1 protein-coding gene (only partly in view) is annotated in these 14544 nt (G+C 70.9%); it reads left to right on the top strand.

Translation table 11 applies throughout. The features are described from left to right. Window positions 1-14544: part of a non-ribosomal peptide synthetase coding region (locus NN2_RS13520; protein ID WP_063013604.1), annotated on the top strand (this coding region is incomplete at its 3' end). Its footprint begins 6838 nt before the window's first position; the window shows 14544 of its 21382 annotated nt.

The following is a 14544-nucleotide window of genomic DNA, read 5'->3' as shown; positions in this document are numbered from 1 at the left end:
TGATGGCGACCGCGCTGCTGCCGGAACTGCTCACCGCCGGGCTGAGTCTGGGGCGCGACCGGATCGCGGTGCGTTACGAGGGCCGTTCGATCACCTACGGCGACCTCGACGACTACTCCTCCCGGCTGGCCCGCCGGTTGATCGCAGCGGGCGTCGGCCCGGAACAGCTGGTGGCCGTGGCGCTTCCGCGGTCCTTCGAGATGGTCGCCGCGGCCGTGGCGGTGGCCAAGGCCGGCGGCGCACACGTGCCGGTCGACCCCACCTATCCCGCGGAGCGGGTGCGCTACATGGTCACCGACTCGGCGGCGCGGGTCGGCATCACGGTCGCCGCGTACGCCGACGCACTGCCCGAGGGCGTGCGCTGGCTGGTCCTCGACGCACCGGCGACGGAGGCCGAGCTCGCCGCCCTGCCCGCCGGGCCGATCGGCGACGCCGAACGGATCGCCACGCTGCGGATGTCCCATCCGGCGTATGTGATCTACACGTCGGGCTCGACGGGTATGCCCAAGGGCGTCACCGTGACGCACGCCGGCCTGGGCGGGCTGGCCCAGTACGCGATCGAGCGGTACGGGTTGCGGCCCGAACATCGCATGCTGCACATCTGCTCGCCGAGCTTCGACCCCTCGGTCCTGGAATGGATCTGCGCCTTCGCCACCGGCGCGACGCTGGTGATCGTGCCGGCGCGCGTCATCGGCGGCCCCGAGCTGGGCGCGTTGCTGCGCACGGAGGTGGTGACGCACGCGATCATCACGCCCGCCGTGCTGGGCACCCTGGATGCCGCGGAACAGCCACAGCTGCAGGTACTTTCGGTCGGCGGCGATGTCACCACCGACGAACTGCTGGCGACCTGGGAGCCCGGCCGCCGCTATTTCAACGGCTACGGTCCGACCGAAACCACCATCATCTCCTCCTACGCGCGCCTGACCGCCGGTCGGCCGGTCACCATCGGAACTCCGGTGCACGGTATGTCGGCGCTCGTGCTGGACCGACGGCTGCGGCCCGTGGCGCCCGGAGTGGCCGGTGAGTTGTACCTGGCGGGTGGTGGCCTGGCGCGGGGATACCGCAACCGATCGGGAGGCACCGCCGAGCGGTTCGTGCCCAACCCCTGGGGTGCGCCGGGCAGCCGGATGTATCGCACCGGCGACGTCGTGCGCTGGCGGGCGATCGCGCCGACCGTGCGGCAGGCACAGCCGGAATGGGAGCTGGAGTACGTCGGGCGCTCGGATTTCCAGGTGAAGATCCGCGGCTTCCGGGTCGAACTCGGCGAGATCGACGCGGTGCTCGGCGCCCACCCCGACGTCGATTACGCGACCACCCTGGGCCGCGACCACGACACCCGCGGCACCATGCTGGTGTCCTACGTCCTGCCGAAGCCGGGACGCGCGATCGACCCCGCCGGCCTCACCGATTTCGCGGCTCGCCGGTTGCCCTCGCATATGGTGCCGGCCGCACTGGTCGTCCTGGACAAGATTCCGCTGACCCCGGTGGGCAAGGTGGACCGCAAGGCGCTGCCCGAACCGGTGCTGGCGCCGGCGCGGTTCCGGGCGCCGGTCGGCGCCGCCGAGGTGCTGGTCGCGAACACCTTCGCCGCCCTGCTCGGCGTCGAACAGGTGGGTGCGGACGACGACTTCTTCGCCCTGGGCGGCAACTCGCTCGTCGCCACGCAGCTCGCCGCACGCCTGAACAAGGCGACCGGGGACACGGTGCCGGTGCGCGCGGTCTTCGACGCGCCGACCGTACGGGCGCTGGCGGCACGGATCACACTGTCGGACAACGGTTCCCGTGACACCGGGCCGAGTGCCGTGGTCCCGCGCCCGGAGATCGTGCCGCTGTCGATCGCTCAGCAGCGCATGTGGATGCTCAACCGCCTGGACACCGGCGGCGGCAGCTACAACATCGCGTTCGCGCTGCGGCTGACCGGCAATCTGCACATCGCCGCCCTGCGCGCCGCGATCGCCGATGTGATCGAGCGGCACGAAACCCTGCGTACCCGCTACCCCGAGCGGGACGGGGCGGCGACCCAATGCGTTCTACCCGCCGCCGTCCCGGATCTCGCGGTCACCGATATCGATGCCACCGAGGTCGCCGCCATGGCGGAAACCCTGGCGCACAGTCGTTTCGACGTGGCGGACGAGGTGCCCGTGCGGATCCGGCTGTTGCGGGTGCGCCGCGCCCCCGACGCCGATCGCGCCGCACAGACCCACGTGTTGCTGTTCGTCGTCCACCACATCGCGGCCGACGGCTGGTCCTTCGCCCCGCTGACCAGAGACCTCGCCGTCGCCTACCAGGCCCGCACCGCGGGCGCTGCGCCGCAGTGGTCGCCGCTGCCGATCCAGTACGCCGATTACGCGCTGTGGCAGCAGCGCACGTTCGGGTCGATCGCCGATCCGGACTCGGACTCGGCTCGGCAGCTGGAATTCTGGCGTACGCAACTGTCCGGGGCGCCGGAGCTGTCGGCGCTGCCGACCGACCGTCCGCGCCCCGCGATCGCCTCCCAGCGGGGCGGTGCCCGCACCGCGCGGCTGAGTCCCGCCCTGCACCAGCGCATTCACGATCTCGCGGCCGCGCATCGGGTGACACCGTTCATGGTGCTGCACGCCGCGCTGTCGGTGCTGCTGTCCCGATTCGGAGGCAGCGACGACATCGTGATCGGCGCCCCGGTCGCCGGGCGCGGTGATCAGGCGCTCGACGATCTGGTCGGCATGTTCGTCAACACCCTGGTGCTGCGGACGCCGGTGCACGGCGGGGACAGTCTCGCCGAACATCTCGACCACGTGCGGGCCGTCGACCTCGCGGCGTTCGACCATGCCGCGGTGCCGTTCGAACAGCTCGTCGACGTCCTGAATCCGGCTCGCTCCCGGGCACATTCGCCGCTGTACCAGGTGTCGTTGACGCTGCAGAACCAGACCCGCGCGCAGTTGCGGCTCGACGGGCTGGAGATCGCCGCGGTCGAACCCGCGGCGGCGCCGATCCAGGTCGACCAGCACTGGACCGCGAACGAGACCTACGCGCCGGACGGTACGGCCGCGGGTATCGACCTGCACGTGCACTATGCCGCCGACCTGTTCGATCCGGAGACCGTCGCGGCGCTGCTGGACGGGTTTGAGCGGATCGTGGCGGCGATGGCGGCCGACGGGACCACCCGGGTCGCCGACGTCGAGCTGATGTCGCCGGCCGAACGCGAGCGGCTGATCGGCGGGCACAATGCCACCGCCTACCCGGTCGGCCCCCGTACCCTGCCCGAACTTCTCGCCGCCCGGCCGCAGCGCCCGGCCGCGCAGGCGGTGACCTTCGAGGGCACCAGTCTGTCCTATCGCGAATTCGACCGGCGGGTGCACCGGCTCGCGCGCTATCTGATCGCCCGCGGCGTGCGACCGGATACCGCTGTGGCCGTGCGCATTCCGCGCTCGCTGGAGTTGGTCGTCGCCATCCACGCGATCGTCACCGCCGGGGCGGCCTACGTACCGCTGGACCCCGACCACCCCGCCGATCGGGTGCGCCACGTCCTCGACACCGCGCGACCCGCGTGTGTGCTGACCACCACCGACGCACCCGAATTACCGGCCGGTGTGGACGCGGTGCGGCTGGACCGGCTGGATTTGTCCGGCTGTGCCGACGACGCGGTGACCGATGCCGACCGGGTGTCGCCACTGCGGCCGGAGCATATGGCGTATGTGATTTTCACGTCGGGGTCGACGGGTCGTCCCAAGGGTGTGGCGGTGAGTCACGGGGCGATCGTGAATCGTCTGGCGTGGATGCAGGCCGAGTACGGGTTGAGCTCCGACGATGTGGTGTTGCAGAAGACTCCGGCGACGTTCGATGTGTCGGTGTGGGAGTTCTTCTGGCCGTTGCAGGTGGGTGCGCGGCTGGTGGTGGCGCGCCCCGACGGGCACCGCGATCCGGCGTATCTCGCGCGGTCGATGGACGAGGAGGCCGTGACCACGGCGCACTTCGTCCCCTCGATGCTGGCCGTATTCGTCAGCTCGGTGGCGGCGGCCCCGGCGTCGTTGCGTCGCGTGTTCACCTCGGGTGAGGCGTTGCCCGCGGATACGGCCGCGCGCTGGCGTGAGCTCGGTGGTGCGCCGCTGCACAATTTGTACGGTCCGACCGAGGCCGCGGTCGATGTCACCTTCCACGAGGTGACCGAGGCGGACGCGGTGACCGTGCCGATCGGCCGTCCGGTGGCCAATACCCGTGTCTACGTGCTGGATTCGACGCTGCGTCCCGTCCCCGTCGGTGTCACCGGCGAGCTGTACCTTGCGGGCGATCAGCTTGCGCGCGGGTACGTCGGCCGGCCCGACCTGACCTCCGATCGCTTCGTCGCCGACCCGTTCGACGCCGGAGCACGGATGTACCGCACCGGCGATCTGGTCCGATGGAACCGCAACGGTGAACTGGAATACTTGGGCCGCAACGACTTCCAGGTGAAGTTGCGCGGACTGCGCATCGAACTCGGCGAGATCGAGGCCGCGCTGACCGGCCGGGTCGGCGTCGCCCAGGCGGCGGTGGTGGTGACGGGAGCGGGCGAGCGGGCCCGGCTGCACGCCTACGTGGTGCCGGTGGCGGGTGCCTCCGTCGATTCCGCTGCCGTCCTGGCCGCCGCGGGCCGCGCCCTGCCGGCGTACATGGTCCCGGCCGGGGTCACGGTGCTGGCGCAACTACCGGTGAACAGCTCCGGAAAGCTCGACCGCGCCGCACTGCCGGCCGTGGACCCGGGGGAGAAGTCCGTCTACCGCGCCCCGGCCGAAGGGGCCGAGGCCGTGGTCGCCGCCGTGATGGCCGAACTGCTGGGCCTCGACCCGGCCGGTGCCGATCGCTTCGGTGCCGACGACGACTTCTTCGCCGCGGGCGGTAACTCCCTGCTCGCCATGCGGGTGGTCGCCCGGGTCAACGAGGCGCTGGGCTGCGATCTCAACGTCGCCGAGATCTTCGGCGCACCCACCGCCGCTCTGCTCGCCCGCCTCGTCGACGACGCACCGGGCGCGACCGTCCCGCCGCTGATCGCCGGGCCGCGTCCCGACCGAATTCCGTTGTCGCTCGCCCAAACTCGCATCTGGCTGCTGAACCGCATCGAGCCGGATTCGGCGATGTACAACATCCCGTTCGCCCTGCGCCTGCGCGGCGATCTGGACGAATTCGCCCTCTCCGAGGCGGTCACCGATGTCCTGGCTCGGCACGAGTCGCTGCGCACGGCCTTCCCCGAGGATGCCGAAGGCCCGCGCCAGGACATTCGCGCCGTCGAGGACTGCGCCGCCACGGCCCTCACGCTACATACCGTGAATGCCGGCGACGTGGATGCCGAACTCGCCGCCGCGGCGTCGCGCGGCTTCGATCTGCGGCACGACATTCCGTTGCGGATCAGAGCTTTCCGGGTAGCGCCCGACGAACACATCCTGCTGGTGGTCGTGCACCACATCGCGGCCGACGGCGTGTCCACCGCGCCGCTGGCTCGCGATCTGGTGACCGCTTACGCCGCCCGCAGGGCCGCGGCGGTACCCGACTGGCAGCCGCTGCCGGTGCAGTACGCCGATTTCGCGCTGTGGCAGCACGCGGTCCTGGGTCGCGCCGACGACCCCGAATCCCGCCTGGCCCGCCACCTAGAATTCTGGCGCGCCGAGCTGGCCGACCTGCCCGCGGTCGTCGACCTGCCGGGCGACCGGCCGCGGCCGGCGGTGGCGTCGGGCGCGGGCGCGGCGATCGAATTCCGCATTCCGGCCGAGCTGACCGCCGCCGTCGAGACCCTGGCCCGGCGCGCGGGCGTGTCCACCTTCATGGTGCTGCACGCCGCCTACGCCACCCTGCTCGCCAAGCTGTCCGGTACCGGGGACCTGGCCGTCGGCACACCGATCGCGGGCCGATCGGCGCAGGCGCTGGACGACCTGGTCGGCATGTTCGTCAACACGCTGGTCCTGCGCACCCGGATCGGCGCGCACGAACGGTTCGGTGAGCTGCTCGCCCAGGTTCGCGACGCCGACGTGCGGGCCTTCGCCCACGCCGACCTGCCGTTCGACCGGCTGGTCGAGGAGGTGAATCCCGAACGCTCCCAGGCCTATGCGCCGATCGTGCAGGTGCTGCTGTCGTTCGAGCAGCGCTCCGGCACCGACCTGCGGCTACCCGGGCTGGAGGTTACCGATTACCCGCTCGCCAATCCCGTGGCGCAATTCGATCTCGCGCTGTCGCTGGCCGAGGTCGACGGCGCGCAGGGCCGCGAACTCCAGGCGGTGCTGCGGTATGCCACCGATCTGTTCGACGCGTCGACGGTGACCGCACTCGGTCGCCGGCTGCTGCGGGTGCTCACCGCGGTGACGGCGGACCCCGACGTCCGCATCCGCGACATCGACCTGCTGGAACTGTCCGAACGGTTGCAGGTCCTCGACATCTGGAATGCGACCGCTGCCGAAATCGACCGCACCGCAACACTTCCCGTGCTGTTCGATGTGCAGGCCGCGCGCACGCCCAAGGCGCCCGCGCTCACCTACGCGGAGACGACGCTGACCTACGCCGAATTCGGCGCCCGCGTGAACCGGCTCGCCCGCCACCTGATCGCGCAGGGCGTGGGCCCCGGATCGCTGGTGGCGCTGCATATGCGCCGATCGCTGGAACTCGTGGTCGGCATGTACGCGACCGTCGCCGCGGGGGCCGGCTATGTGCCGCTGGACCCCGACCATCCCGCCGAACGCATCCGGTACGTCCTCGACACCGCGCGTCCGGCCTGTGTACTCGCGACCACGGATGCGCCGGTACGCGCGGAGTCGGCGCCGCCGGTGCTCGACCTCGATCGGCTGGACGTGTCCGGCTACGCCGACGGTCCGCTGACCGATGTGGATCGGCTGGGCAAGCTGCGGCCGGAGCATGTGGCGTATGTGATTTTCACGTCGGGGTCGACGGGTCGTCCCAAGGGTGTGGCGGTGAGTCACGGGGCGATCGTGAATCGTCTGGTGTGGATGCAGTCGGAGTATCGCCTCGGTGCGGATGATGCGGTGTTGCAGAAGACTCCGGCGACCTTCGATGTGTCGGTATGGGAGTTCTTCTGGCCGTTGCAGGTGGGTGCGCGGCTGGTGGTGGCGCGTCCGGACGGCCACCGCGACCCGGCCTACCTCGCGCGCGTGATGGACGACGAGGCGATCACGACCGCGCACTTCGTGCCCTCGATGCTGTCGGTCTTCGTCGACGCGGCGGCCGATGCCTCCGCGATGGTTCCCGCGCGCCTGCGCCGGGTGTTCACCTCGGGTGAGGCGTTGCCCGCGGATACGGCCGCGCGCTGGCGTGAGCTCGGTGGTGCGCCGCTGCACAATTTGTACGGTCCGACCGAGGCCGCGGTCGATGTCACCTTCCACGAGGTGACCGATGCCGACACCGTGACCGTGCCGATCGGCCGTCCAGTGGCCAATACCCGTGTCTACGTGCTGGATTCGGCTCTGCGTCCCGTCCCCGCCGGTGTGGCGGGCGAGTTGTACCTCGCCGGAGCACAATTGGCCGAGGGGTATGTCGCCCGGCCCGACCTGACCGCGGACCGCTTCGTGGCCGATCCGTTCCGCGCCGGTGAACGCATGTATCGCACCGGCGATATCGCACGCTGGCAGGCCACGGGCGAACTGGAATACGTGGGCCGCGCCGATTTCCAGGTGAAGGTGCGCGGCCTGCGCATCGAACTCGGTGAGATCGAGGCCGCCCTGCGCGAATCCGAGGGCGTCGCCCAAGCCGTGGCCGTGGTGCGCGACGACCGCGACACCGGCGATCGGATCGTCGCCTACGTGGTCGCCGCGTCCGGCCGTGACCTGGATGCCGAGCGGGTGCGCGCCGACTGTGCCCGGCGGCTGCCCGAATACATGGTCCCCGCGGTGCTCATGACCATGGACGCCCTGCCCCTCAACGCGTCGGGCAAACTGGACCGGAAAGCCCTGCCGGAGCCGGCTTTCCGGGCACGCGCCTACCGCGCTCCCGGCACGCGGGCCGAACTCGCCGTCGCCGCCGTCTACGCGGAGCTGCTGGGTCTGGACCGGGTCGGACTGGACGACGACTTCTTCGCCCTCGGCGGCAATTCGCTGACCGCCACCCGTGTGGCCGCCCGGCTGGGCGCCGAACTCGACGCCGAACTACCGGTACGCCTGATCTTCGATGCGCCGGCCGTCGGCGCCTTGGCCGCCCGCGCCGCGGAATTCGCGGGCCGCGGCGCCGCCGTGCCGCTGATCGCGCGCCCGCGCCCGGACCTGGTGCCGCTCTCGCCGGCGCAGCAGCGGATGTGGTTCCTCAACCGGTTCGACCCCGGGCAGAGCGTGCACAACATCCCCGTCGCGCTGCGCCTCACCGGTGCGCTGGATACGGCGGCGCTGGAATCCGCACTCGCCGATATCGTCGCGCGCCACGAGACGCTGCGCACGGTGTACCCGGATATCGGCGGCATCGGCTACCAGCAGATTCGGCCCGCCGACCACGTACCGGTGTTGTCGCGGCTGCACGGCGACGACATCGCCGCGGTCGTCGGCGAACCCTTCGATGTGACCGCCGAGGTTCCGCTGCGCGTGGCCCTTTTGCCGGTGCGATCGGAAAGCGCTGCGCCCGAACATATTCTGGTTCTCGTCGTTCACCACATCGCCGCGGACGGCTTCTCGATGGGACCGCTCGCGCGCGATATCGCCACGGCCTACGCGGCCCGCAGTGCCGGGACCGCGCCGCAGTGGCACGAGCTGGCGATCCAGTACGCCGACTACGCGCTGTGGCAGCGCGAAGTACTCGGCGCGGAATCCGATCCCGAGTCCTCGGCCGCGCGCCAACTGGAGTTCTGGCGCGACCGGTTGCGCGGACTTCCGGCCCGGCTGGACCTGCCCACCGACCGGCCACGCCCGGCGGTGGCCGATCACGCGGCGGCCACGATCACCGTCGACTTCGACGCGCGGCTGCGCGCCGGCCTGGACGACCTGGCCGGACGCTACGAGAGCACGCCCTTCATGGTGGTGCACGCCGCGCTCGCGGTACTGCTCGCCCGGATGTCGGGTACGGCCGACATCGCCATCGGCGCACCGGTCGCCGGACGTGGTGCGGCCGTGCTCGACGATCTGGTCGGCATGTTCGTCAACACCCTCGTGCTGCGCTCCGATATTCAGGCGGCGCTGCCGTTCTCGGCCGTGCTGCGGCAGGTGCGCGAGAGTGATCTCGCCGCCTTCGCCCACGCCGACATCCCGTTCGAGCGGTTGGTGGAGGTGCTCGACCCGCCTCGATCGCAAGCCCACCACCCGCTGTTCCAGGTGGCCTTGTTCTTCCAGAACCTGAATCCGGTGACGGTCGAACTGGGTGAGCTGACCGTCGGCGAGGTGCGCCTCGACACCGCGGTGAATCCGTTCGACCTCCAGGTCACCGTCACCGATCGCGAGATCGGGTTCACCTATGCGACAGCACTTTTCGAGGCGGCGACGGTCGAGGGGCTGGCCGCGCGGTTCCTGCGGGTGCTCGAGTCGGTCGTCGACGAGCCGCAGCGCGTCGTCGGCGATATCGACCTGTTCGCCGCCGGTGAGCGCGAGCGCGTCCTCACCGAGTGGAACGATTCGGCGCATATCGGTTTCGGCGCGGAACTGCTGCTCGACGAATTCGAAGCCCAGGCCGCGACCGCGCCGCAACTGCCCGCGGTGCGCTACATCCCGGACGACGGGTCGGCGCCGACCGTCCTCACCTACGGCGAGCTGGACAGCCGCAGCAACCGGCTCGCCCGCCACCTCATCGCCGCCGGGGCGGGCCCGGAATCGCTGGTCGCCCTGTCGATTCGGCGTTCGCCGGCGTTGGTGGTGGCGATGTACGCCGTGCTCAAGGCCGGCGGGGCCTACGTTCCGATCGATCCCGACCATCCGGCCCAGCGCATCGCCCACATCCTGGAGACGGCCCGGCCCGCGGTCCTGCTCACCACCGCCGGTGCCGAGGTGGACTTCGACGGCCCGACCGTCGCGGTCGACTCCGTCGCCCTCGACGCCTACCGCGACGACCCGATCGCGGTGAACGAACGCCACAGCCCGATGTACGCGAACCATCCGGCCTACGTGATCTTCACCTCCGGTTCGACCGGAAAGCCCAAGGGCGTCACCGTCACTCACGCGGCGATCGTCAATCAGATGACGTGGATGCAGGCCGAATACCGGCTCACCGCCGCCGATGTGTACCTGCAGAAGACCGCGACCACCTTCGACGTCTCGCTGTGGGGCTACTTCCTGCCGTTGCGGATCGGCGCCACCCTGGTGCTGGCCGCTCCGGACGGCCACCGCGATCCGGGCTACCTCGCCGAGACCATCGCCGAATACGGCGTCACCGTCACCGATTTCGTGCCCTCGATGCTCAGTGTCTTCGCCGCGCAGGTCGGCTCGGCGCAGGTGCGGTCGCTGCGACAGGTGTTCGTGATCGGTGAGGCGCTGCCCGCCGAGACGGTGCGGGCGTTCGGCGCGATCAGCTCGGCGCGGCTGCACAACCTGTACGGGCCCACCGAGGCGGCAGTCTCGATCACCTACCGGGATGTCACCGGGGTGACCGACCGCCCGGCCCTGCCGATCGGCCGGCCCGAATGGAACAGCCGCGTCTACGTGCTGGATTCGCGGCTGCGGCCGACCCCGCCGGGTGTCGCGGGGGAGTTGTATCTGGCCGGCGCCCAGCTGGCGCGCGGTTACTACGGCCGCGCCGACCTCACCGCCGACCGGTTCGTCGCCGATCCGTTCGCGGTGTCGAACGGCGCCGGCGAACCCGGCTCCCGGATGTACCGCACCGGTGATCTGGTGCGCTGGGACGTCGGCGGCGGCGCACCGGAACTGATCTACCTCGGCCGCACCGACTTCCAGGTGAAGTTCCGGGGTCAGCGCATCGAACTCGGCGAGATCGAGGCGGTGCTCGCGGCGGTGCCCGGTGTCGCCGCGGCGGCCGTGCGAACCGTGACGGCTCCGGGTGGCGATCACCTCATCGGTTTCGTCACCCCGGCCGGCGACGGCTCCGCCGCATCCGGCCTCGGCGAGCGGGCGCGCGACGCCGCCGTCGCGCAACTGCCCGGGTACATGGTCCCGTCGGCCGTGGTCGTCCTGGACGCGTTCCCGCTCAATGCTTCCGGCAAGCTCGATCGCACTGCGCTGCCCGATGCCGGTGATCCGCGGGTCGCGGCGGTCTTCGGCGGTGGCGAGTACCGGGAGCCGAGCACACCGGCTCAACGACTGGTCGCCGAAACCTTCGCACAGGTACTCGGCATCGAACGGGTCGGCGCCGACGACGACTTCTTCGCCCTCGGCGGTAATTCGCTGGTCGCCACGCGGGTACTGGCCCGGCTCGGCGAGCGCCACGGCCGTCGCATTCCGGTGCGCCTGCTGTTCGAACACCCGACCGTCGCCGGTCTGGCCGCCGCCATCAGCGACATCGACGGCAGTGCAACGGATCTGCCCGGGCCCGTCGCCGCCGAACGGCCCGAGGTCGTTCCGCTGGCGCCGGTGCAGCAGGGCATGTGGTTCCTCAACCGCCTGGCTCCGGATTCGGCGGCCGACAATATCGCGGTCGCGGTGCGCATCCTCGGCGATCTGGACGAGGCGACCATGTACGGCGCCTTCACCGATGTGGTCGCCCGCCACGAGGCGCTGCGCACCTACTATCCGCTCGATGCCGAGGGCGAGGGCTGCCAGGCAGTGCTGCCTCCGGAACAGGCGCATATCGAGTTCGAGAGCCGAACGGGCGCCGCGGCGCAGCCGATCGCCGACTTCGCCGGACGCGGTTTCGACGTCACCGCCGCACCGCCGGTACGGGCCCTGCTCATCCGCGAATCCGACACCAGCCACGTCTTCGTCGTGGTCGTCCACCACATCGCCGCGGACGGCTATTCGCTGAATCCGCTGCTGCGGGATCTGATCGCCGCCTATCTGGCCCGTCGGACGCGGACCGCGCCGAACTGGCCCGCGCTGCCCGTGCAGTATGCGGATTACGCACTGTGGCAACGACAGTCGCTGGCTGCCGCCGAGGCCGAACATCTGGACTTCTGGACCCGGACGCTGGCGGATCTGCCCGGCGAACTCGCCCTGCCCGCCGACCGGCCGCGCCCCGCCGTGGCCTCGCGCCGGGGTGCGGTCGTGCGCGGTCGTATCGACGGCGCCGTCGCCGGTGCGGTCCACCGCCTCGCCAAGGCGCACGGCGCGACCCCGTTCATGGTCTGGCATGCCGCCCTGACCGTGCTGCTGGGCCGGCTGTCCGGCGGTGACGACATCGCGATCGGCACCCCTGTCGCCGGACGCGGCGCCAGTGCACTCGACGAGCTGATCGGCATGTTCGTCAACACCCTGACGCTGCGGACGAGACCTCGGATCGGCGACAGTTTCGATGCGGTGCTCGCGCACACCCGCGCCGTCGACCTGGCCGCATTCGCTCATGCGGCACTGCCTTTCGATCGCGTGGTCGACGCCCTGGGCGTGGCACGCACCGCGGATCGCAACCCACTGTTCACGGTGTCGCTGAGCTATCTCAACCTCGGCTCGCACACCCACGCCGTGCCGGGGCTGATCCTCGAACCGGTCGAATTCGACAATCCCGTGGCCAAATTCGACCTGCAGTTCACCGTGTCGGACGAACTGGACGCCGACGGGCACTTGCCGCTCGAACTCACCTATGCCACCGACCTGTACGACCCGGCCACCGCGGCGGGACTGCTGCGGCGGCTGGGCCGGGTGATCGGTGCCGCCGTCGCCGAACCGCGGCGCGCCGTCGGCGATATCGACCTGCTGTCCCCGGCCGAACACGCGGCCCTGCTCGACGCTCGGCCCACGCCGTTCGTCGCCGCCCGCACACTCGCGGATTTCCTGGCGGAGGCGGCGCGACGCAATCCCACCGGTATCGCGCTGTGTGGCGACGGCCGGGATGTGACCTACGCGGAACTGGATGCCGAATCGAGCCGATTGGCGCGGGTCCTGATCGAATCCGGCGTCGGCGCGGAGGATTTCGTCGCGATCGCGATCACCCGCTCGGTGCGGTGGGTGGTGGCCTGGTGGGCGGTGGCGAAGGCGGGTGCCGCCTTCCTGCCCGTCGATCCGGACTATCCGGCGGAGCGGATCGCCCATATGCTCGCCGATTCCGGTGCGGCCGTGGGTATCACCACCGTCGCGGACGCCGTCGCGCTCCCGGCGACGCTGCGCGCGCTCACCGTCGACGCGCCGGAATTCGCTGCGCGCCTGCGGAATATCTCTCCCGAGCCGATCGAGGCGCACGAACTGCTGCGCCCGGTCCGGTTGCAGAATCCGGCATGGATGATCTACACCTCCGGCACGACCGGTAAGCCGAAGGGCGTCGTGGTGACCCACGGCGGTATCGGGGCCATCGTGGCCGCGCATCGCCGGCACTATCGGGTCGATTCGGGCGCGCGGGTGCTGCACGCCTCCTCCCCGAGCTTCGACGCGTCGATGCTGGAACTGCTGATGGCCTTCGCGGGCTCGGCGACCGCCGTCATCGCACCGGTCGGCGTGTACGGCGGCGACGAGCTGACGGAACTGCTGGCAGCGCAGCGTGTTTCGCACGCCTTCATCACACCCGCCGTGCTGCGGACCCTCGACCCCGCCGCGCTGCCCCGGCTGCGACGGCTGACGGTCGGTGGTGAGGCCTACGGTCCGGACCTGATGGCTCACTGGGCCGCGGGCCGCGAATTCCACAACACCTACGGCCCGACCGAGACGACCGTGTTCGCCACCGTGAGCGCGGTGAAGCGTCCGGGCGACCCGCTGGACATGGGCGCCCCGATCGCCGGAATGTCGGCGGTGGTACTCGACGGGCGGCTGCGCCCGGTGCCACTCGGCGTCACCGGTGAGTTGTATCTGCGCGGCCCCGGGCTCGCGCGCGGTTATCACGCGCGGGCGGCGCTGACGGCCGAGCGCTTCGTCGCCGATCCGTACGGTGCGCCGGGCGAGCGGCTCTACCGCACCGGCGATCTGGTGCGCTGGGTGGCGCGCGGCGAGGACTACGTCGTCGAATACGTGGGCCGCTCCGACCATCAGGTGAAGGTGCGCGGCCTGCGTATCGAACTCGGCGAGATCGACGCGGTGCTCGCGGCGCACGAGTCGGTCGGATTCGCCGCCACCCTCGGCCATCTCGATGCGGCGGGGGAGACCTCGCTGGTCGCCTATGTGGTCGCCGCAGCCGGGCACGTAGTCGACGTGGACGAACTGGTGGCCCACGCCTCCCGCAGCCTCACCGCGTACATGGTCCCGGCCGCGATCATGGTCATCGACGAGATTCCGCTGACGCCGACCGGAAAACTGGATCGGAAGGCGTTGCCGGAGCCGGTTTTCCGGGTAGCCGAATTCCGCGCCCCGCGCACGGCCGCCGAATCCACGGTCGCCGACATCGTGGCCGGGGTGCTCGGCCTCGGCGAAGCCCGCCGCATCGGCCTCGACGACGACTTCTTCGCACTCGGTGGCAACTCGCTCACCGCAACCCGGTTGGCCGCGCGGCTCGGATCGGCATTCGACACGACGGTGCCGGTGCGCGCCGTCTTCGAACATCCCACCGTGGCCGCCCTGGCGGCCGTCGCCGCGGCGCCGGAGGGCGCGCCGG

The organism is Nocardia nova NBRC 15556 (assembly GCF_001613005.1).
GTDB classification, from domain to species: domain Bacteria; phylum Actinomycetota; class Actinomycetes; order Mycobacteriales; family Mycobacteriaceae; genus Nocardia; species Nocardia nova.
This window is presented reverse-complemented; position numbering and strand designations above follow the sequence as displayed.